Source organism: Natrononativus amylolyticus (genome assembly GCF_024362525.1).
GTDB lineage: Archaea > Halobacteriota > Halobacteria > Halobacteriales > Natrialbaceae > Natrononativus > Natrononativus amylolyticus.
Map to the genome: position 1 here is coordinate 1,904,660 of NZ_CP101458.1, position 18,473 is coordinate 1,923,132.

General features: G+C 66.7%; 22 protein-coding genes. 8 read left to right on the plus strand and 14 right to left on the minus strand.

Going from position 1 to position 18,473, the window contains the following annotated elements; all coding sequences use genetic code 11:
* Window positions 1–47: 47 nt before the first annotated feature.
* The 6 genes from NMQ11_RS10020 to NMQ11_RS10045 form a co-directional block, all read right to left on the minus strand.
* On the minus strand, window positions 48–1,124 hold the full coding sequence (locus NMQ11_RS10020; protein ID WP_255167734.1) for an ABC transporter permease: 1,077 nt from the start codon (window positions 1,122–1,124) through the stop codon (window positions 48–50).
* Window positions 1,117–2,355, minus strand: coding sequence for an ABC transporter permease (locus NMQ11_RS10025; RefSeq protein WP_255167735.1), 1,239 nt, complete (start codon window positions 2,353–2,355; stop codon window positions 1,117–1,119). The genes NMQ11_RS10020 and NMQ11_RS10025 overlap by 8 nt, the downstream gene beginning before the upstream one ends.
* Window positions 2,352–3,971: an ABC transporter ATP-binding protein gene (locus tag NMQ11_RS10030; RefSeq protein WP_255167736.1), complete on the minus strand. Its 1,620-nt coding sequence runs from the start codon at window positions 3,969–3,971 to the stop codon at window positions 2,352–2,354. The genes NMQ11_RS10025 and NMQ11_RS10030 overlap by 4 nt, the downstream gene beginning before the upstream one ends.
* A 4-nt stretch (window positions 3,972–3,975) precedes the next feature.
* On the minus strand, window positions 3,976–5,043 hold the full coding sequence (locus NMQ11_RS10035; protein ID WP_255167738.1) for a BMP family lipoprotein: 1,068 nt from the start codon (window positions 5,041–5,043) through the stop codon (window positions 3,976–3,978).
* A gap of 149 nt (window positions 5,044–5,192) precedes the next feature.
* Complete coding sequence (locus NMQ11_RS10040) at window positions 5,193–6,557, minus strand: phosphohexomutase domain-containing protein (RefSeq protein WP_255167739.1); 1,365 nt, start codon at window positions 6,555–6,557, stop codon at window positions 5,193–5,195.
* Window positions 6,558–6,647: 90 nt separating this feature from the next.
* Window positions 6,648–7,283: a MaoC family dehydratase gene (locus tag NMQ11_RS10045; RefSeq protein WP_255167740.1), complete on the minus strand. Its 636-nt coding sequence runs from the start codon at window positions 7,281–7,283 to the stop codon at window positions 6,648–6,650.
* A gap of 217 nt (window positions 7,284–7,500) precedes the next feature.
* Here NMQ11_RS10045 and NMQ11_RS10050 point away from each other — a divergent pair, with 217 nt between their 5' ends.
* The 5 genes from NMQ11_RS10050 to NMQ11_RS10070 all read left to right on the plus strand — a co-directional run bounded on the left by NMQ11_RS10050 (window position 7,501) and on the right by NMQ11_RS10070 (window position 11,074).
* Complete coding sequence (locus NMQ11_RS10050) at window positions 7,501–7,821, plus strand: AbrB/MazE/SpoVT family DNA-binding domain-containing protein (RefSeq protein WP_255167741.1); 321 nt, start codon at window positions 7,501–7,503, stop codon at window positions 7,819–7,821.
* Window positions 7,818–8,303, plus strand: coding sequence for a hypothetical protein (locus tag NMQ11_RS10055; RefSeq protein ID WP_255167742.1), 486 nt, complete (start codon window positions 7,818–7,820; stop codon window positions 8,301–8,303). Before NMQ11_RS10050 ends, NMQ11_RS10055 begins: the two co-directional genes overlap by 4 nt.
* A 38-nt stretch (window positions 8,304–8,341) precedes the next feature.
* Window positions 8,342–8,887 carry a poly(R)-hydroxyalkanoic acid synthase subunit PhaE gene (locus tag NMQ11_RS10060; RefSeq protein ID WP_255167744.1) on the plus strand — a complete coding sequence of 182 codons (546 nt, stop codon included), beginning with the start codon at window positions 8,342–8,344 and terminating at the stop codon, window positions 8,885–8,887.
* Entirely contained in the window at window positions 8,884–10,242 is a 1,359-nt protein-coding gene (gene phaC, locus NMQ11_RS10065; protein ID WP_255167745.1) for a class III poly(R)-hydroxyalkanoic acid synthase subunit PhaC, read from the plus strand. The genes NMQ11_RS10060 and phaC overlap by 4 nt, the downstream gene beginning before the upstream one ends.
* An 88-nt stretch (window positions 10,243–10,330) precedes the next feature.
* Window positions 10,331–11,074 carry a beta-ketoacyl-ACP reductase gene (locus NMQ11_RS10070; protein WP_255167747.1) on the plus strand — a complete coding sequence of 248 codons (744 nt, stop codon included), beginning with the start codon at window positions 10,331–10,333 and terminating at the stop codon, window positions 11,072–11,074.
* A gap of 26 nt (window positions 11,075–11,100) precedes the next feature.
* Here NMQ11_RS10070 and moaC read toward each other — a convergent pair whose 3' ends face one another.
* Both moaC and NMQ11_RS10080 read right to left on the minus strand, forming a co-directional pair.
* Window positions 11,101–11,646 carry a cyclic pyranopterin monophosphate synthase MoaC gene (gene moaC, locus NMQ11_RS10075; protein WP_255167748.1) on the minus strand — a complete coding sequence of 182 codons (546 nt, stop codon included), beginning with the start codon at window positions 11,644–11,646 and terminating at the stop codon, window positions 11,101–11,103.
* Window positions 11,639–13,066 (minus strand): NAD(P)H-hydrate dehydratase, encoded by a 1,428-nt coding sequence (locus NMQ11_RS10080; RefSeq protein WP_255167749.1) that lies wholly within the window; start codon window positions 13,064–13,066, stop codon window positions 11,639–11,641. Before NMQ11_RS10080 ends, moaC begins: the two co-directional genes overlap by 8 nt.
* A 120-nt stretch (window positions 13,067–13,186) precedes the next feature.
* On the opposite strand from NMQ11_RS10080, the gene NMQ11_RS10085 reads away from it, so the two are divergent.
* The gene (locus tag NMQ11_RS10085) at window positions 13,187–13,711 is read left to right on the plus strand and encodes a hypothetical protein (RefSeq protein ID WP_255167751.1); all 525 of its coding nucleotides are present in this window, start codon (window positions 13,187–13,189) and stop codon (window positions 13,709–13,711) included.
* A gap of 6 nt (window positions 13,712–13,717) precedes the next feature.
* On the opposite strand, the gene NMQ11_RS10090 is transcribed toward NMQ11_RS10085, so the two are convergent.
* Window positions 13,718–13,996 carry an acylphosphatase gene (locus NMQ11_RS10090; RefSeq protein ID WP_255167754.1) on the minus strand — a complete coding sequence of 93 codons (279 nt, stop codon included), beginning with the start codon at window positions 13,994–13,996 and terminating at the stop codon, window positions 13,718–13,720.
* Window positions 13,997–14,102: 106 nt separating this feature from the next.
* On the opposite strand from NMQ11_RS10090, the gene NMQ11_RS10095 reads away from it, so the two are divergent.
* Complete coding sequence (locus tag NMQ11_RS10095) at window positions 14,103–14,354, plus strand: hypothetical protein (protein ID WP_255167756.1); 252 nt, start codon at window positions 14,103–14,105, stop codon at window positions 14,352–14,354.
* 62 nt (window positions 14,355–14,416) lie between these two features.
* Here the strand turns inward: NMQ11_RS10095 and NMQ11_RS10100 are convergent, their stop codons facing one another.
* Complete coding sequence (locus tag NMQ11_RS10100; protein WP_255167758.1) at window positions 14,417–15,343, minus strand: DNA-3-methyladenine glycosylase family protein; 927 nt, start codon at window positions 15,341–15,343, stop codon at window positions 14,417–14,419.
* Window positions 15,344–15,496: 153 nt separating this feature from the next.
* On the opposite strand from NMQ11_RS10100, the gene NMQ11_RS10105 reads away from it, so the two are divergent.
* Window positions 15,497–15,964, plus strand: a complete 468-nt coding sequence (locus NMQ11_RS10105) for a DUF555 domain-containing protein (RefSeq protein WP_255167759.1) — start codon at window positions 15,497–15,499, stop codon at window positions 15,962–15,964.
* Between the two features lie 157 nt (window positions 15,965–16,121).
* Here NMQ11_RS10105 and NMQ11_RS10110 read toward each other — a convergent pair whose 3' ends face one another.
* From NMQ11_RS10110 to NMQ11_RS10125, 4 genes are all read right to left on the minus strand, one after another.
* The gene (locus NMQ11_RS10110; RefSeq protein WP_255167761.1) at window positions 16,122–16,358 is read right to left on the minus strand and encodes a UPF0058 family protein; all 237 of its coding nucleotides are present in this window, start codon (window positions 16,356–16,358) and stop codon (window positions 16,122–16,124) included.
* Window positions 16,359–16,639: 281 nt separating this feature from the next.
* Window positions 16,640–16,819, minus strand: a complete 180-nt coding sequence (locus tag NMQ11_RS10115) for a DUF7836 family putative zinc-binding protein (protein WP_255167763.1) — start codon at window positions 16,817–16,819, stop codon at window positions 16,640–16,642.
* 122 nt (window positions 16,820–16,941) lie between these two features.
* Window positions 16,942–17,913, minus strand: coding sequence for a transcription initiation factor IIB (locus NMQ11_RS10120; RefSeq protein WP_255167765.1), 972 nt, complete (start codon window positions 17,911–17,913; stop codon window positions 16,942–16,944).
* A 264-nt stretch (window positions 17,914–18,177) separates the two neighbouring features.
* Window positions 18,178–18,462, minus strand: a complete 285-nt coding sequence (locus tag NMQ11_RS10125) for a DUF357 domain-containing protein (RefSeq protein ID WP_255167767.1) — start codon at window positions 18,460–18,462, stop codon at window positions 18,178–18,180.
* Between the last annotated feature and the right edge of the window lie 11 nt (window positions 18,463–18,473).

Sequence of the window (18,473 nt, forward strand, 5' to 3'; positions counted from 1 at the left end):
AGAAGACGTCGAAGCGGCGACTGCTGGGACGCCGGGACGGAGACCGGTCAGTCGTCGCCGGACTCGTAGGACTCCCCGGCAGCGTCGGGCAGCCGCGTCTTGCCGACGAACACCAGCACGACGATCACCGTCAGGTACGGGATCGTCCGGATGAGTTCCGTCGGGACGGCGTAGCCGTAGGCCTGAAGCCGGATCTGCATGGCGTCGAGGCCGGCGAAGAGGAACGAGCCGCCGAGAGCGCCGATGGGGTGGTAGTTGGCGAACAGGTAGGTCGCGATGGCGATGAACCCGCGGCCCTGCATATCGGTCTCGCCGCCGCCGGCGAAGACGCCGAGCTGGCCGAGTGCGAATCCGGCGCCGCCGAGGCCCGCGAAGACGCCCGAGAGAAGAACCGCCGCGTAGCGGACCCTTCGAACGTCGATGCCGGCGGTGTCGAGCGCCTTTGGGTTCTCTCCGCTGGCCTCGATCCAGCGTCCGAACGCGGTCTGGGTGAGGACGTACCACCCCACAGCGACCGCCGCCAGCATGATGTACACCTCCGGACTCGTGTCGAACAGCAGGTAACCGAGCAACGGAATCTCGGAGAGCCCGGGGACGGTGATCCTGCTGAACGTCCCGACCTGGGCGGTGTTCGGGCTGTCGAAGACGATTCGCGAGGCGAACGGCGCGAGTCCGAGGGCGATCAGCCACACCGCCAGGCCGGCGATGATCTGATCGGCTTTGAACTCGATACAGACGACCGCGAACAGCAGGGCGAACAGCGTGCTCGCGAGCACGCCGACGAAGAAGCCCCACCAGTGGTTCGAGACGAGGTAGGTCGACTCGCCCGAGCCGAGCCAGTAGGTGACGATGATCGCGCTGAACGCCGAGACGATCAACAGCCCCTCGAGTCCGATGTTGATGACGCCGCTCTTCTCGGCGAAGATGCCGCCGATGGCGGCCAGCGCGATCGGGACGGCGAGGCGCAACATCGCGGTGTGGGTGCTCGGGCTGGCCGCAACCGAGAGGAGCACGCCCGGCCACGACTCGGGGAAGGCGAGGCCGACGCCGATCCACAGGGCGACGGCCGCAGCCAGAACGGCGGCGATCGCGCGCCGCGGGATCGAACGAACGCTCTCAATCATCGCCGTCACCTCCGCCCCCGTCGGCTCGAACCGGTCGCCTCGCCCCGACGTCCAGATACCGGCGGCCGATCATCCGGAAGAACTCCGGCATCGCCACGAAGAGGATGATGAGCCCCGAGAGGATGCCGACGAGTTCGGGCGGAACGTCCGTCGCGGTATTGATCGACCGCGAGCCGCTCTGGAGCACGCCGAAGAGGAGCGCGGCGGCGCCGACGCCGAGGGGGTTGTTCCCCGCCAGGATCGAGACGGCGATGCCGTCGAACCCAAGCGGGGGCACGTTCTCGAGCCAGCGACCGTGTTGCATTAGCACCCAGAAGGCGCCCGCGATGCCGCCGAGAGCGCCCGAGAGCGTCATGCTCGCGACGGTCATGCGCTTCTCGTCGACCCCGCCGTAGGCCGCGGCCTCCGGCTGGACGCCGCTCGTCCGGAGCTCGTAGCCGAAGGAGGTCCGGGCGAGCAGCCACGCGATACCAACCGCGAGCGCGAGCGCGAACCCGAGTGCGAGCAGCGAGAAGTTCATCCGGGGGCTGAACCCGACCAGCGGAAGGTTGGGAATCTCCGCGTACTCCGGAATCGGCTCCGTCTGGGGATTGCTACTGTCTGGGTCCTGGAATCGCCAGGAGAGAAGCGTCGAGGTGACGCCGATCGCGACGAAGTTGAGCATGATCGTCGTGATCACCTCGTTCGCGTCGGCGTACGCCTTGAGCGCCCCCGGGATCGCTCCGTAGAGGCCGCCTCCCACGGCGCCGGCGAGGACGCCGAGCGGGACGAGAACGAGCGTGCCGACGATCCCGCCGGGAACGACCGCGGCGGCGTAGAGGACCGTGACGGCGGTCACGAGCCCGCCGACGATGAGCTGCCCCTGGGTTCCGATGTTGAACAGCCCCGCACGGAACGCGACCGCCACGGAGAGGCCCGCGAAGATCAACAGCGTCGTCTGCTGGAGCGTCGTCGCGAGGCTGAAGTTCACCGGGCTCCAGCCGCCCTCGAGCGGGTGGCCGAGCGCGCCGAGGAACAGCTCGTAGTACACCTGCATCGGGTTGTAACAGAACGTGACGCCGGCGAGATCGAGCCCGACGCGACAGCTCGCGAAGCCGCCCGACACGAACACGAGCACGCCGCCGACGAGGATCGCGGCGAACAGCGCGGCGAAGCTGATCGCGACGCGCTCGAGCACCGACGCGTGGACGAGTCGTTCGAGCAGGCGCTCGAGTTCCTGTCGGCGCGTCATCGGTCGTCACCCCTGAACGCGTCCTCGGTCGCCACCGCCTCCGGGTCGGCGGTCTCCGGCCGTTCGCCCGCCATCAGAAGCCCGAGTTCCTCCTCGGTGACGTCGCCGGGATCGGTGACGTCGACGAACTCGCCCTCGTGGATGACCGCGAGCCGGTCGGAGAGCCCCTGTACCTCGTCGAGGTTCGACGAGACCAGCAAGATCGCCGTCCCGTCCCGGCGGAGTTCGAGCAGGCGGTCGTGGATGAACTCCGTCGAGCCGATGTCGACGCCGCGGGTCGGGTGGGTCGCGACCACGAGGTCGGGGTCGCGCTCGAACTCGCGGCCGACGATGAACTTCTGCTGATTGCCGCCGGATAACGAGCGCGCGTCGGCGTCGGCGTTCGGCGGGCGCACGTCGTAGGTGTCGATGATGTCCTCGGTTCGCTCGCGCACGCGCTTCCAGTCGATGCGTCCGCCCTCGGCGTACGTCGGGGAGCGTTGGCTCCCGAGCACGCCGTTTTCGACCAGATCGAACGGCATGACGAGGCCGCGCTCGTGGCGGTCCTCGGGGATGTAGGACATTCCGGCGGCGATCCGGCGGCGGCGGGACCACTCGGTGATCTCCCGCCCGGCGAAGTCGATCCGCCCCGCGTCGGGGACCCGGAGTCCGGTGATCGCCTCGATCAGCGGCCCCTGGCCGTTGCCGTCGACGCCTGCGATACCGAAGATCTCGCCGGCGCGCACCTCGAGGTCGATCCCGGAAACGACGTCGACGCCGCGGTCGTCCTCGACGCGCAGCCCCGTCGTTTCGAGAACGGGCTCGCCGACGTCGGGGGGCTCGCTGTCGACCTCGAGGAGTACCTCGCGGCCGACCATCAGCTCCGCGAGTTCCTCGCGGCTCGTCTCGGCGGGGGCGACGGTTCCGACGGACTCGCCGTCCCGGAGGACGGTGATCCCGTCGGCGGCGTACATCGCTTCGCCCAGTTTGTGCGTGATGAAAATGATCGTCTTCCCCTGGTCGGTGAGTTCCTCGAGGACGTCGTAGAGTCCCTCGACTTCCTGGGGGGTGAGCACCGCCGTCGGCTCGTCGAGGATCAACACGTCGGCGCCGCGATAGAGCGCCTTGAGGATCTCGACGCGCTGCTGGACGCCTACGCTGAGTTCGTCGACCGTCGCGTCGGGGTCGACGGAGAAGCCGTACCGATCGCAGAGGTCGCGTATCTCGCGGTCGATCCGGTCGCGGTCGACCGCCAGCCCGCCCCACTTCCGGGGCTCGTTGCCGAGCGCGATGTTCTCGGCGACGGTCATCGTATCGACCAGCATGAAGTGCTGGTGGATCATACCGACGCCGGCGTCGATCGCGTCTCGGGGCGTCGCGAACGACCGCTCCGTGCCGTCGAGAACGACCCGCCCCTCGTTCGGCTCGTAGAGCCCGTAGAGGACGTTCATCAGCGTCGTCTTCCCGGCGCCGTTCTCGCCGAGGAGTGCGTGGACGGTGCCACGCTCGACGCGAAGGTCGACGTCGTCGTTGGCGACAACGCCCGGAAACCGCTTGGTGATGCCCTCGAGGTGAACCGCGAGCGGATCTCCCCCCGCTGCCGTTCCGCGCGTCGCTGCCGTGCCCGGATCGCTCATACCACTATGGCTCTTCGGGGACGTCGATCTCGCCGTCGATGATCGCCTGTCTGGACTCCTCTATCTGGTCTTTGACGTCGTCGGGGATCTCGTCGCCGATCGACTCCCCGTAGACGGTCTGGACGCCGTCGTCCTCGAGGCCCAGTTCCTCGACCTCACCGCCGTCGAACTCGTCGTTGACGACGGACTCGATCGCGGTGAACACCGCGGTGTCGACCTGCTTGACCATGCTCGCGAGGATCACGTCGGCGAAGCCCTCCTCGGTCTGGGACTGGTCTGCGTCGACGCCGATGGCGAAGCGCCCCTCCGACTCGGCGGCCTGAAAGACGCCGACGCCGGTCGCGCCAGCGGCGTGGAAGACGATATCCGCCTCCTGGTCCTGGTACATCGAGAGCGCAGTTTCCTGGCCGCCCGCGGTGTCGTTGAAGTCGCCGACGTAGCTCGTGACGACGTCGGCGTCGCCGTCGGCGTGTTCGACGCCGGCCGCGAACCCGGCCTCGAACTTCTGGATCAACGGCGACTCGACGCCGCCGACGAAGCCCACCGTGCTCGCGTCGGTGTTCGTCTCGCTCTCGCCGGCTTCGAACTCCATGGTCGTCAGCAGCCCCGCGAGGTGACCGACCTGGAACGAGCCCTCGTGCTCGCCGAAGACGTAGCTGCGGACGTTCTCCTCCTCGAGGACGTCGTCGATGAGGATGAAGTTCTGGTCGGGGTACTCGGGGGCGTTCCCCGAGAGCGCGTCGAGCTGTGCGAAGCCGATGCAGCTGATCAGGTCGTACTCGCCGGACTCGGCGAAGTCACGCTGTGCGCCGTCGAACTCGCCTTCCGTGTCCGGCTCGGACTCGCTGAACGAGATGTCGTACTCCTCCTCGGCCTGCAGAACGCCCTCGCGGGCCATGTCGTTGAACGAGTTGTCGCCGAGTCCGCCCGTGGCATACACCATGCCGACGTTGACGCCGTCACCGTCACCGTCGCCCCCCTCTTCCTCGCCGAATCCGCCGACGCAGCCGGCCAGCGCCGCGAGTCCGGCCGCACCGGCACCGCTCAGAAACCGCCGTCTGTCACGTGCCATAGGTCGAATAGCGTGCGAGGGTCGGTTAAAGCATACGGATTCGTCGCCGAACTATGGACGAACGGTCACTATCTGCGACAGACATGTGAAGTAACGAACCCTATCGGGTCGGAACATTCCAGCGATCGACTCGGAACGGAGACGGTACGTCAGCGCTGGTTCGCCACGGCGTCGTCGACGACCGACCTGGCATCGGCGACCAGTTCGTCGACGTCCTCGCTTTCCGCGTACACCCGGACGTACGGCTCGGTCCCGCTGGGCCGGACGAGCAACCACGAGGCGTCGGGGAACTCGAGGCGCACCCCGTAGTCGGTGTCGACCGTCGCGTCCGGAAACGCCTCGGGGAGCGTCGTCTCGAGGCGTGCCATCGCCGGCGCCTTCGCCTCGTCCGGACAGTCGACGCTCACCTTCCGGTAGGGGCGTTCGGTCACCGGCTCCCGAAGGGCGTCGACGCCGCCGGCCTCGCCGACGAGCGCGCTCACGACGGCGGCGCTGGCGACGCCGTCGATCCAGCCGCCGAACGCGGTGTGGATGTGCTTCCAGGGCTCGGCGGCGAAGACGACGGCTGTGTCGTCGGTCCCCCGATTACGCTCTCGAGCGATCCCCTCGTGGAGCGCGCCGAGGCGCACGCGCTCGACCCGCCCGCCCGCCTCGCGCACCCGCTCGTCGATTCGCGCGGAGGCGTTCGGCGTGGTGACGACGACGGGGTCGGCGACGTCGGCCGTGCTGGTGTAGTGTTCGGCGACGACCGCGAGGACGGTGTCCTCGTGGACCACTTCGCCCTCGCCGTCGAGGACGACCAGCCGATCGGCGTCGCCGTCGTGAGCGAGCCCGAGGTCGAACGACGACGTCTCGAGGAACGCCGAGAAGTCGGTCAGCGTCTCGGGGGTCGGCTTGCTCTCGCGGGCGGGGAAGTGGCCGTCGACGTTCGCGTTCAGCGCCACAACGTGCGCGCCGAGGCGTTCCAGGACGTGCGGGGTCGCGAGCGCGCCGACGCCGGTGCCACAGTCGACGGCGATCGAGAGCCCCTCGAGGGGCCGTTCGGCGTCGAACTCCGCGCGGGCGTAGTCGGCGACGGCCTCCCGGTAGCTGGGGAGGACCTCGAGTCGCTCCGAGGAACCCCACTCGTCCCAGTCGGCGAGTTCGGGGGCCTCGACCAGCGCCTCGACGGCCTCCTCGGCGTCGCGGTCGTACTCGACGCCGTCGACGAACAGTTTGATGCCGTTGTCCGCCGGCGGGTTGTGACTCGCGGTGAGCATCACGCCGCGTCGACCCTGCGAGGCGAACGCCAGCCCCGGCGTCGGCACCTGACCGACCCGGCGGACGTCCGCGCCGGCGCTCTCGAGACCCGACTCCATCGCCGCCGCGAGCGCCTGTCCCGTCTCTCTCCCGTCGCGCCCGACGACGAACGTTTCGCCCGGCTCGCCCGCGGCCTGGCCGACCGCGAGCGCGAGCGCCGGCGTCACCCGGTCTGCGACCGGCCCGCGGATTCCTGCCGTCCCGAACAGTGTCATAGGGAGAGGTTCCGCGAGGAGCTACTTATGAGCACTGTCCTCGACCCCGCTTCCGGGAGAGCCGTTCGAACTCCGGGAGCCGAACCCGACCTACGCGTCGGGCAACTCGTCGATCAACACGACGGCTTCGCCGTCGACGACCGTCTCGTCGGCGTCCTCGTCCCGAACCCGCGTCTCGAGGCGGTACTGGCCGTCCCCGAGGTCCTCGACGATCTCGACTCGCGCCGATACCCGGTCGCCGATCCGTACCGGTCCGCGGAACTCGAGGTCCTGGGAGAGGTAGATCGTGAGCCCGGGCAGGCGCGCGAGTGCGGCGCTGATGAGCCCCGAGACGAGCGTCCCGTGGGCGATTCGCTCGCCGAATCGAGTCTCCGCGGCGAACGCCTCGTCCAGGTGGAGGCGGTTGGTGTCGCCGCTCACCCGCGCGAACGCGTGGACGTCGTCCTCCGAGAGCGTTTTCTCGAAGGTAACCGCATCGCCGACGCCGAGCTCCGCGCGATCGTCGACCGTTCGCTCGAACGTCCAGTCGAGGGCGGAGTACTCGAGGGAGGGGACGGCCGGTTCGACGCACCGGTTTTCGGTTTCTGCGGGTCCGTCGGTCTGCGGGAACATCGCGGAGACGGCCGCACGGTTCGCCGCGGCGGCGCTCTTGACGAACTGGCCGGTGACAGACGTCCAGGCGGCGGCCAGTTCGGCGACGTTCGTCTCCGCGCGCTGTCGTGTCATGTGCCACCACAGATGCGCCTCGCAGATATGACTCCTTTGGCTGCGCCGGACCGCGTTCGGTGCGGCCTGCAGGGTTTGGCCCCGACAGCGGAGCCACGGCGGCGCTCGCTCCCTACCGAGGAATCCTACGACATCTTGAGTATCCCGTTACCATTTAATGCCAAAGGATGGTTTCTAGTGGAAACCTTTATCTGTGCGGCAGCCGACGATACTGCTGATGACGGACGACTCCGGTCACCCGCCCTGGTTTACGCCCGGGATGTTCACGAAGCAGATGCAGGAGGCAGGCGAACAGGTTGCCGACTCCCAGCAGGAACTGCTCTCGCAGATGATGCAAGCGGGGATGGCGAACCCGTTCGAGGGATCGTCGGGGTTCGACCCGATGAACCTCGGGACGGCGACGTTCAAAGCCCGCGTCCAGAGCGGCGGCCGGATCAGCATTCCCGAACCCGAGCGGGACGCCCTCGACATCGAGGAGGGTGACATCGTCCAGACGATCGTCGTTCCCGTCAAACGAACCAGAGAGGACTCACAATGACACAGAACCCATTCACCCCCGTCTTCGAGGCCCAGCGCACCGCACTCGAGCAGAGTCGCACCCTAACCCACGACGCCGTGGCGGCCCAGCAGGCCACGTTCGGCGCGATCGCTGACGCTATGTCAGCTTCGGACTCCCTCGTCGAACAGAACGCCGAACTCACTAAAGGCGCCGCCCACGCCTACATCGACGCCCTCGAGGCGACCATCCCCGAGGAATCGGTCGACTTCGACGACCTGCGCGAACTCGTCGACGAGCAGTTCGACGCCGCGACCGACGCACAGCGCGAGAGCCTCGAGTCACTGGTCGAGGCCGTCGAAGAGTCCGAAGAAGCCTACGAGCAGTTCGCCGGCCGTTACACGGAGGCCGTCGACACCTCGTTCGACTCGTTCCTCGAGGCTCACGAGCAGGCCGAAGCCAACGTCGAGAGCGTCGTCGAGAACGTCGAGGACGCCGCCGAGGAGTTCGACACCGCCGCGTAGAGAGTATCCTTTTGCCGTCACCGATTCAACAGCGACACATGACAGATTCAGGAGCAAACCCGAACGACTGGAACGCGTTCGTCGAACAGTGGAACGAGCAGTTCATGAGTGCAGTCGAACAGAACATGGAGGCGCAGGTCCAGTTCGTCGAGAGCTGGGCCGATGCGGTCGGCGAAGCCACCGAAGAAAACGAGCTCTCGGAAGGCGTCCAGGGCTACGCCCGCGCGTACGAAACCTGGATGGACGCCTCCGAACAGATGGCCGACCGGATGACCGACGCTCTCGAGGGCGAGGACGTCGACGCCGAGGAGTTCCGCGACATCTGGCTCAATACCGCCAACGACGCGTTCAAGGACGTGATGTCGACGACCGCGTTCGCCCGCATGACGGGCGAAACCGTCGGCGACGTCCTCGAAGCCCAGCAGCAGGCCGACGAGGCCGCCGAGAGTACCCTGCGAACGCTCGGCTTCGCCACCGAAAGTGACGTCGTCGAAGTCGGTGACAGACTGGTCGAACTCGAGCGCCGTCAACACGACGTCGAGCGCAAACTCGACCGCGTGCTCGATCACCTCGAGGACGAATGAAGAACCCCTACGCACTCGCGATGGACATGCAGCGACGGGCCTGGGAGAGCGCCGCCGAGGTCGCCGAGAAGAGCCGCGTCGCCCCCGAGCGCACGGAGACGTTCCACGACGTCGGGGTAGGGGAGACGCCGAGCGAGGTCGTCTACGAGGAGAACAAGCTCCGCCTGCTCCACTACGAGTCCCAGACCGAGGAGCAACACGACGTGCCGATCCTCGTCGTTTACGCGCTGATCAACAAACCGTACATCCTCGACCTCCAGCCCGACCGCTCGGTGGTGAAGACCTTACTCGAGTCCGGTTTCGACGTCTACCTGATCGACTGGGGCGAGCCCTCCCCGCTCGACCGCTCGCTCACGCTCGAGGACTACGTCGACCGATACATCGACAACTGCGTCGACGTGGTTCGAGAGCGTTCGAGCCAGGAATCGATCAACCTGCTCGGCTACTGCATGGGCGGCACCATGTCGGCGATGTACGCCGCACTCCACCCCCAGAAGGTTCGCAATTTGGGCCTGATGGCCGCCGGCCTCTGCTTTACCGGCGAAGGCGGCGTCTTAGAGCAGTGGGGTGCCGAGGAGTACTACGACCCCGAAAAAGTCACCGATACGTTCGGCAACGTCCCGGCAGAGTTCCTGGACGTCGGCTTCGCGCTCATGGACCCCGTTGCGAACAGCCTGACCAAGTACGTCCGCTTTTACGAGAACATGGACGACGAGGACTTCGTCGAGAACTTCGCCCGGATGGAGCGGTGGCTCTCGGAGGGGATCGACGTCGCCGGCGCCACCTACGACCAGTTCATCCGCGACGTCTACCAGGAGAACAGGCTGATCGAGAACGAACTCCACCTCGACGGAAAACACGTCGACATCGAGAACATCGAGATGCCGGTGCTCCAGATCGTCGCCGAGTACGACCACCTGATCCCGCCGGGCGCTTCCAAGCCGTTCAACGACGCGATTCCGAGCGAGGACACGGAGATCATGGAGTTCGCGACCGGCCACATCGGGATGTCGGTCTCCTCGAGAAGCCACGCCGAACTCTGGCCTGACGTCTGTGCGTGGTTCGAAGAGCGCTCGCAGATCGAGGAGTCGCTCGAGGCCGAACCCGATACACCGACAGCGGACGACGAGGCGGCCGACGCCGCCCTCGCCGAGGACGTCGCGGGCGACGAGACGGGCGCCGACGATCTGACGGCGATCACCGGAATCGGCGACGCCTACGCCGCCGACCTTCGCGAGGCGGGCGTCGAAACGTTCGAGGACCTCGCGACCGCCGACGCAGCCGATCTCGCCGCCGAAACCGGTCTCTCACCGTCTCGACTCGAGGACTGGATCGAGCGGGCGAGCGACCGCTGAACTCGCGGGTGGCGGATCCGCACCGATTCTCGGGACAGGAAAGTAACAGGTCGTTATTTATCGTCGGCCGAGCAATACGTGTACAACCATGTCAATGGACGGCCGAACGTGTGTCATTACGGGATCGGCGCGGGGGATCGGCCGCGGAATCGCAGAACACCTCGGGCGGGAGGGCGGGAACGTCGTCATCAACTACCGGTCGTCGGAGGGAGCGGCCCACGAGGTCGCCGAGGCGATCGAAGCCGCCGGGGGGCGGGCGATCACCGCACAGGGAGACGTCACGGACAGGGCGGACGTCGATCACGTTCGAGCGGTGTGTCACGAGGCGTTCGGCCCCGCGGACGTGCTCGTCAACAACGCCGGAATCACCGCCGACACGCAGTTCACGAACATGAGCCGCGAGGAGTGGGATCGGGTGATGGACGTCAATCTCGGCGGGATGTTCAACTGCACCCGGGCGTTCTACGACGACCTCTGGAACGCCCACGAGGGGCGGCTCATCAACATCTCGAGCATCGTCGGCAAGCAGGGGAACTTCGGCCAGGCGAACTACGCTGCCGCGAAAAGCGGGATGTTCGGGTTTACCCGGACCATCGCCCTCGAACTGGCCCAGGGTGGCTCGACCGCGAACTGCGTCGCGCCCGGTTTCACCCGCACCGAGATGCTCGAGAGCGTCCCCGAGAAGGTCCTCGATCGGATCGTCGCGGGGATCCCCCTCGAACGGCTCGCGGAGGTCGAGGACATCGCCGCTGCCGTCCGATTTCTCGCGAGCGAGGAGTCTTCGTACATCACCGGCGAAGTGATCGACGTCAACGGCGGGATGGACCTGTAAGATCGGTCGCACCACCTGGAGGAGCGTTATTCGGCCGACTGCTTCTCCTTTGCGAGCACCCGCACGTTCTCGATTCCCGTCTCGGGATACTGGCCGTCGTCGTCCTTCTCGACGGCTTTCACCATATCCCAGATCACGTTCAGCCCCGTCGTCACGCCCTCGAGCGCCTCCATCTCGCAGCCCGTTTTGCCCGTCGTTTCGACGGCGACCTCGAGTTCGATCCGATCCTCAGCGACGGCGAACTCGGTGTCGACGTTCGTAATCGGGATCTGGTGACACATGGGGATCGTCTCCCAGGTGTGTTTGACCGCCTGTATCGCGCCGATTCGGGCGGTGGCGAGGACGTCGCCCTTGCCGACCTCGTCGGCTCGGATCGCCTCGATCGTCGTCGGCTGGAGGCGGATCTCGCCCACGGCGACCGCGCGGCGCCGCGAATCGGGTTTGTCGCCTACGTCGACCATCTGGGCGTCGCCTTCGGCCGTCGTGTGGGTGAGATCGTTGGCGGTTCCAGGCTCGTCTGCCGTGCCGGGGTCGTCGGCGTGGCGCGTCTCGGAGCGGTCGTCCTCACTCATCGTCACCACCCCATAGCGCCGCCGGGATCTCCTCGAGCAGGTCCGAAGCGAGCAGTCCGCCGTGTTTCGTCTCGGCCACCCGCTCGCCCGCGGTGCCGTTGACGCGGGCGGCCGCGCAGGCCGCCTCGAACGGCTCGGCGTGCTCGAGCAGTCCGGCGACGATGCCCGCGAGCAGGTCGCCGGTGCCGCCGACGGCCATTCCCGGCACCCCCGAGCGGTCGATTCTCGTCCGCTCGCCGTCGGTGATCACGTCCTCCTCGCCCTTCGCGAGGATCACGTGGCCCAGCTCAGCGGAGAGCGTCTCGATCTCCTCGAGCACCGCCCGCAGGTCGTCGACCTCCGGCCCGCCCAGATCCGCCAGTTCGCGGCGGTTGGGCGTACAGACCAGCGTCGCCTCGGTGTCGACCTCGGGGACGACCGACAGCGCGTCGGCGTCGACCACGACGGGACCGGTGTAGGACTCGAGGAACGCGCGGGCGGCCTCGAGCGTCTCCTCGGCGCTGCCGAGTCCCGGCCCCAGCACGACGACGTCGTCGTAAGACTCGGCGGTGTCGACCAGATCGGCCACCTGGTCGGGCGTCAGCCGGTCGCTCTCGTAGGGCTGGACGATGAGGTCCTCGGCGTACCCCTGGATCTCCCCGCCGACGGTGTCGGGTGCGGCGACGAACGAGAGCTCCGCTCCCGCCCGCAACGCGGCCTGGGCGGCCAGTGCGGGCGCTCCCGTATAGGGTCCGCCGCCGATGACGAACGCCCGGCCCGCCCGCTCGTCGGGTCGGGCCAGCGAGACGTCGCCCGGCCCGACGAACCGCTCTGCGGCGGCCGGGATGCCGATGTCGGCGACGGTGACGTCGGCCTCGAGGTCCTCGAGGCCCGGCTTGCTCTCGTGGAACGTCACCACTCGATCGGCGTCGACACCGTTTGCGGCGTGGTCGCCCGCGTCCGCGTCGAACCCGGAGGGGACGTCGACGGCGACGACCGTGGCGTCGGCATCGTTTATCGCCCGCGCGGCGGTCGCTTCCGGCTCGCGGAGCTCCCCCGAGATACCCGTACCGAGCATCGCGTCGACGATCACGTCCGCGTCCGGAATCTCGAGGGTCCGCGAGTCGGGTACCTCTCGAACGTCGTACTCGCCGGCCTCGAGGGCCTCCCAGTTCTCACGGGCGATCTCGGTCCCGACTTTCTCGGCACGGCCGAGCAGCAGGGTGGTAACGTCGTAGGCGTCCAGGAAGCGGGCGGCGACGAAGGCGTCTCCGCCGTTGTTCCCGCGACCCGAGACGATCGCGACCCGAGCGCCGGGATCGGCTATCCCGCGGACGACTCGAGCGACGGCGTTTCCGCTCGACTCCATCAGCTGCTTCTGGCTCACGCCGAGAGCGGCGGCGTTCTCGTCGACGGCGGCCATCCGTTCGCCGGTTATCATACCCGGCCGTTTGCTACCGGGCGCGAAAAACGTGTGGGAGGACGGTCGACCCCCGCAGGTCGGTACAGGCAGGGGCGGGGGGCGTCACCCTTAGGCCCGCGCGGCACCTGTCTTTCCGGTGTGAACGTCTTCTGGCTCGACGAGGATCCCGCGCTGGCCGCCCGCTACCACTGCGACCAGCACGTCAACAAGCTGCTGCTCGAGGCCGCCCAGGTGCTCTGTACCGCCGCCAGGGGGAACGGCCTCGAAGCGGACTTCCTCTACCGGTCGACGCACGCGAACCACCCGGTGACGCGGTGGGCGACGGAGTCGCGAGCGAACTGGCTGCGCCTGCGCGAACACGCCGCGGCGCTCAACGCGGAGTTCAAATCGCGGTACGGCCACGAGGACGACCACGCCAGCTGGGTGGTGATCGAGCGGATCGACCCCGACGAGATCGCGTTCCCGCAGGCGGAGCCGACGCCGCGACCGCAGGCGATGCCCGAGAGGTACAGGCGACCGGGTGACCCCGTCGCGGCCTATCGGGCGTACTACGCGGGCGAGAAGGCCGAGTGGGCGGAGTGGGCCTACACGGACGAGCCGCCCTGGCTGGCCGACTACCGCGAGCGCGACTCGAGCGAGGGCTCCGCGTCGACCGCCGAGTGACCGGGGTCAGTACCGAACCTCGAACCCGTCGGCTCCCCGGGGCTCCTCGTACTCGGCTTGCACGTCCTCGACCTCGGCCGCCGGACTGCCCCCGTGACACCACTCGATCATCGAGTCGACCGCCTCCTCGGGCCCCTCGAAGACCGCCTCGACGCGGCCGTCCTCGAGGTTCCGCACCCAGCCGTCGACGCCGCGCTCCCGGGCGGTGTCACGGGTGTTCGCCCGGTAGTAAACGCCCTGTACCGTTCCCGAAACGAACACGTGCGCTCGCGTCCGATCGTTCATACATGAGCGCTCACCGGCGAGGTCCAAAAAATCGACGCCGCGCGACGACAGTACGGGGACGCTGGCGCCGTGACGGTCACGATCCGATACCGCGGAGGCGGCCCTGATGGGGATCATCGACCGCTTCGAGGACGAGTACGTCGACGTCTCGAGCAGCCGCGCCTCGATCCGGGAGCTCCTCGAGCTGTTCGCCGGGTCGGTCGTGTTCGTCCTCGTCGCCGGCGGGCTGACGTGGTACCTGCTGGGCAGCACGGTCGCGTTCGGCGTCGTCGCCGTCCTCGCGGTGATCTTTTCGATTACGCTGGTTTCGCAGGCCTACTGGGCGCTGGTCGGCCGCGAGGATTACGACGAGTCGTGAGACGGTCCGTTGTCGTTCGGTACCGGTGATCGCCGGGAACACGCGACACCGATCCGTCCGAGTCACTCGCCGGTTCGGAGGTGATGGAAGACGTACGTCTGTGCGTACCCCGCGTGTTCGTCGCCGAACCGCTCGCGGATCGCCCGCGAGGTGTCCGCGTACGAACCGCGGTCGCAGTCGGGGTAGTGGTCCTCGATCGCCGTTCTGATCCACGTATCGAGCGGCACGGCCTCGTCGAAGTCGAGGGCGAACAGCAACACGCAGTCGGCAACCTTCTCGCCGACGCCGACGAACCGCGTCAGGTACTCCCGCGCCTCCTCGTACGGCAACTCCCGCGCGTCGGCCGGGTGGGCCTCGCCGCTGGCGACCATCTCCGCCGTCCGAGCCACGTACGGGGCGCGGTAGCCGAGACCGAGGTCTCGAAGCTCGGCCTCCGTCGCAACGGCCAGTTCTTCGGGGGTCGGAAACGCGCGGTAGCGCTCGCCGTCGAACGAGACCGGTCGGCCGTACTCGTCGGCCAGCGTCTTCACCATTCCGTGGATGCGGCTCACCCGCATCTGGGCCGAACAGATGAACGAAATCAGCGTCCCGAAGGCGGGGTCCTCGACCAGCCGCATCCCGTCGTGGGCGGCGTAGGCCTCCGCGAGCAGCGGGTCCGCAGGCGCCCCGGCGGCGATCGACTCGAGGTCGTCGTCCAGTCGCAGGAGCCGTCGGACCGCGGTCTCGCCGTCGACGCCGTCGGTCGACTGCCACTCGAGGGTACCGTCGCGCTGGCGGGCGCGGATCACCGCCGGACCGCCGTCGGAGACGTCGGCGAACGTCGGCTCCGTGCCGTTGAGGACGGTGCAGTACCACGCGACGGGGTTCGGTTCGCCGCCGTACATTCGGCCGTCCTCGCGGCGCCACAGGTAGGTCTGGCCGCTCTCGAGCGTCCGGTACAGGTCGAGGCCGCCCGACAGGTCGTCGATCGGGATCGAACCGGTCTCCATCGGTACGTGGCTTCGGGAGCGACGGCTTGGGCCTTTCGAACCCGCGACCGGTAGTCGTCGTTCGAAGCGCGCACGGAATCGGGCGCCGTCGGCGCCGATCCGCCCGATTTCAGCGGGCGAACCTTCATACTGTAGGCCATACAATACCTAGGTATGAATTGCAGGGTTGTCGTCGAGGCTGCCGTCCCGGTGTTCGACGTGGAGACCGAAGACGAAGCGATTCGGATCGCCATCTCGAAGACTGGCGAAATGTTGAACCCTGATCTGAACTACGTCGAGATCAACATGGGAACGCGCACCTCGCCGTCGGGCGAGGAACTCCCCCCTGCGTTTATCGCCGCCGACGAGGCGCTGGTCGCGCTCGAACTAGAGATGACCGTTTTCAACGTCGAGCGAGAGGAACACGCCTCGAGAATCGCGCGCAAGGAGATCGGCCAGCGCCTCGAGAACATCCCGCTCGAGGTGCTCGAGGTGGTGGTTCTCGAAGACGAGGACGAACACGAAGCGAGCGAAGACGACGAGAGCGACGAATCGTCGAACGCCGACGAGCAAGCGGAGAACCACGAGGGGGACGAGGAATCCGACGACGTTCTTCCCGAGTTCGAAGACCTCCTCGAGTAGGCGGACCGGTTGGACTCACTGAAACCGTCCGGGAGAGTTCGAAGAAACCCCGACGCACACAGGAACTCGGTATTGGTGACGCCTACCAGGGACCAATCTCAGCTTGGAACGGTGTGGTCACTCGTCGGTCGTTGTGTCTCGAGATGAAGTCGTCTACTTAGTCTGCGGTTGCGGCGACTGCTTCCGTCTCCTCTTCACGCATGTCATGAGTGATTCCCCCGGCGAGTGCAAAAACAGCGGCCTTGTGATCGGTTTTCGATTTGTGGATTGATGTCGGTCGAATCCCAAGCGATTCGTACTCATCGAGGTTAATCCGACAGTCGTTCCACTCTGCACACTGGTTCGATACCTCCGCAAGAAGGCCGTGAAGGTGAATGAGTTCCTGTTTCTTCATAACCATCCATTCCTACCCACTGCAGGGTTATATTATTATCTTGAGTCTCGTTACCACACGACCCATGTTGGAATTATACCCTGTCTCTCTGTGAAACATATCGAAAGGGTATATTGTTGCATCGTAATCGGCCGACTGCGGTGTGGGTAAGAACCGACTAATCCGCACCGTTCCAGATTTATCTTCAAATTGTGACAGAGTCTACCCAGAGAGTTAGAAAGTACTCGGCGGAGAATCGTTAGGCGGTTCGAAATTACCGAGAAACGGGTTACTACGGCGGACTATCCGAGCTGTTTGAGCGTTCGCAGGTCGCGATCCGTTCGCGTGAACTCTGCGGTCCGCCGTGAGGCGTGACAGTTCGGGCAGTGGAACATCGCCGTCGATTCGGGGAGATCACCCGGCGGCAGCTGCCAGTCTTTGGCACATTCGGGACACAACAGTCGAACGGTCGTTTCCTCCATGACAACCCGTTTCACACCCGACGTGAAAAGCTTTGTCGCTACGACAGCGAGCGACTGTTGGCACTGGCGGACTGGCTGCAGGGAGAAGAATCAGAACCGGGTGAACGAGGTCGCCATCGTCATCAGACCGCCGCCGCCGTCGACTCCGAGGCCTCGAGCAGCTCCTTGTACCGGTTGCGGATCGTCACTTCGGAGATGTTGGCGACCTCGCTGACGTCGTTCTGGGTGACCTTCTCGTTGGTGAGCAGCGCCGCTGCGTAGACGCCAGCGGCCGCGAGGCCGACCGGCGATTTCCCGCTGTGGACGCCCTTGCGTCGAGCGGAGTCGAGCAGTTCCCGCGCCGTCCGTTCGGTCTCGTCGGAGAGATCGAGGCCGCTGATGAACCGGGGCAGGTAGTGCTCCGGGTCGGCGGGCTGGACCTCGAGGCCGAGTTCGCGGACGATGTAGCGGTAGGTGCGGGTGAGCTCCATCCGGTCGACGCGGCTGACCGCCGAGATCTCGTCGAGGCTGCGGGGGGTGCCGGCCTGGCGGGCGGCGGCGTACAGCGACGCCGTCGCGACGCCCTCGATCGACCGCCCCGGCAGGAGGTCGTCCTCGAGCGCCCGGCGGTAGATCACGCTCGCGGTCTCGCGGACGTTCTCCGGGAGGCCGAGCGCACTGGCCATGCGGTCGATCTCGCCGAGGGCCTGCTTGAGGTTGCGCTCTTTGCTGTCGCGGGTGCGAAAGCGCTCGTTCCAGGTGCGGAGACGCTGCATCTTCTGTCGCTGGCGCGAACTCAACGCCTTGCCGTAGGCGTCTTTGTCCTGCCAGCCGATGTTCGTCGAGAGCCCCTGATCGTGCATCATGTTCGTGGTGGGGGCGCCGACGCGGCTCTTCTCGTCCTTCTCGGCCGAATCGAACGCGCGCCACTCCGGCCCGCGGTCGATCTCGTCCTCCTCGACGACGAGCCCGCAGTCGCTACAGACCGTCTCGGCGTGCTCGGTGTCGGAGACGAGTCGGCCGCCACACTCGGGGCAGTGCTCTTGCTCGTCAGTTCGGGCACTCTCGTCCCGCTCTGTCTCGCCAGTGTAGGTTCGGATTTTCGTATCTGTCATGGTGGGTCGACTTCGTTACTCGGGGCTCCCGGGTGGGGGAACCAGAAGAAATCCCGGTCGCCTCGGCTAACAAATAGTTAGGGCGAAAAGCATATAAAGATTTCGGTCACTTAATAAGCTGTTCGGGGTTTCGGTTATGTACGTTTCGGTTATTACATGATCGATCATCGCACCTCCGAGACAGAATCTCTTCTCGAACAGAGCGTTTCCGGCGGCCCCGAAACCGGAGTGCGAGCAGCCGGGTCGATCGACCGTCGTCCGGGCTCAGACGGTAAACAGGTGTCCCTCGGACGGCACGTCGAACAGGCCGATCCGGGCGCCGGCGTCGAGCCAGGCGTGTCCGTACGAAAACGACGCCAGCGCGTTGACGAGATCGTCCTGTTCGCGAAAGTGCCGTCCGTCCTCGAAGTAGGACTCGGCCATCTCGTAACACTCGGCTGCGGCGTCGGCCATCGGCGTTTCTGCAGGCGGGGCGACCGTCGCCGCCTCGAGGGCCTCTCCGAGCAGGAGGCCGTACCGGTCGGTCTTTTCGGCGAGGTCGGCAGTCATACCGGTACGTC

What these genes read in the sequence shown, in the direction of transcription:
- NMQ11_RS10105 (WP_255167759.1), top strand. Translation starts at nt 15,497, where the DNA reads ATGAATTGCAGGGTTGTCGTCGAGGCTGCCGTCCCGGTGTTCGACGTG.
- NMQ11_RS10100 (WP_255167758.1), bottom strand. Translation starts at nt 15,343, where the DNA reads ATGGAGACCGGTTCGATCCCGATCGACGACCTGTCGGGCGGCCTCGAC.
- NMQ11_RS10070 (WP_255167747.1), top strand. Translation starts at nt 10,331, where the DNA reads ATGTCAATGGACGGCCGAACGTGTGTCATTACGGGATCGGCGCGGGGG.
- phaC (WP_255167745.1), top strand. Translation starts at nt 8,884, where the DNA reads ATGAAGAACCCCTACGCACTCGCGATGGACATGCAGCGACGGGCCTGG.
- NMQ11_RS10110 (WP_255167761.1), bottom strand. Translation starts at nt 16,358, where the DNA reads ATGAAGAAACAGGAACTCATTCACCTTCACGGCCTTCTTGCGGAGGTA.
- NMQ11_RS10040 (WP_255167739.1), bottom strand. Translation starts at nt 6,557, where the DNA reads ATGACACTGTTCGGGACGGCAGGAATCCGCGGGCCGGTCGCAGACCGG.
- NMQ11_RS10080 (WP_255167749.1), bottom strand. Translation starts at nt 13,066, where the DNA reads ATGATAACCGGCGAACGGATGGCCGCCGTCGACGAGAACGCCGCCGCT.
- NMQ11_RS10120 (WP_255167765.1), bottom strand. Translation starts at nt 17,913, where the DNA reads ATGACAGATACGAAAATCCGAACCTACACTGGCGAGACAGAGCGGGAC.
- NMQ11_RS10090 (WP_255167754.1), bottom strand. Translation starts at nt 13,996, where the DNA reads ATGAACGATCGGACGCGAGCGCACGTGTTCGTTTCGGGAACGGTACAG.
- NMQ11_RS10020 (WP_255167734.1), bottom strand. Translation starts at nt 1,124, where the DNA reads ATGATTGAGAGCGTTCGTTCGATCCCGCGGCGCGCGATCGCCGCCGTT.
- NMQ11_RS10050 (WP_255167741.1), top strand. Translation starts at nt 7,501, where the DNA reads ATGACGGACGACTCCGGTCACCCGCCCTGGTTTACGCCCGGGATGTTC.
- NMQ11_RS10030 (WP_255167736.1), bottom strand. Translation starts at nt 3,971, where the DNA reads ATGAGCGATCCGGGCACGGCAGCGACGCGCGGAACGGCAGCGGGGGGA.
- NMQ11_RS10025 (WP_255167735.1), bottom strand. Translation starts at nt 2,355, where the DNA reads ATGACGCGCCGACAGGAACTCGAGCGCCTGCTCGAACGACTCGTCCAC.
- NMQ11_RS10115 (WP_255167763.1), bottom strand. Translation starts at nt 16,819, where the DNA reads ATGGAGGAAACGACCGTTCGACTGTTGTGTCCCGAATGTGCCAAAGAC.
- moaC (WP_255167748.1), bottom strand. Translation starts at nt 11,646, where the DNA reads ATGAGTGAGGACGACCGCTCCGAGACGCGCCACGCCGACGACCCCGGC.
- NMQ11_RS10125 (WP_255167767.1), bottom strand. Translation starts at nt 18,462, where the DNA reads ATGACTGCCGACCTCGCCGAAAAGACCGACCGGTACGGCCTCCTGCTC.
- NMQ11_RS10055 (WP_255167742.1), top strand. Translation starts at nt 7,818, where the DNA reads ATGACACAGAACCCATTCACCCCCGTCTTCGAGGCCCAGCGCACCGCA.
- NMQ11_RS10045 (WP_255167740.1), bottom strand. Translation starts at nt 7,283, where the DNA reads ATGACACGACAGCGCGCGGAGACGAACGTCGCCGAACTGGCCGCCGCC.
- NMQ11_RS10095 (WP_255167756.1), top strand. Translation starts at nt 14,103, where the DNA reads ATGGGGATCATCGACCGCTTCGAGGACGAGTACGTCGACGTCTCGAGC.
- NMQ11_RS10035 (WP_255167738.1), bottom strand. Translation starts at nt 5,043, where the DNA reads ATGGCACGTGACAGACGGCGGTTTCTGAGCGGTGCCGGTGCGGCCGGA.
- NMQ11_RS10060 (WP_255167744.1), top strand. Translation starts at nt 8,342, where the DNA reads ATGACAGATTCAGGAGCAAACCCGAACGACTGGAACGCGTTCGTCGAA.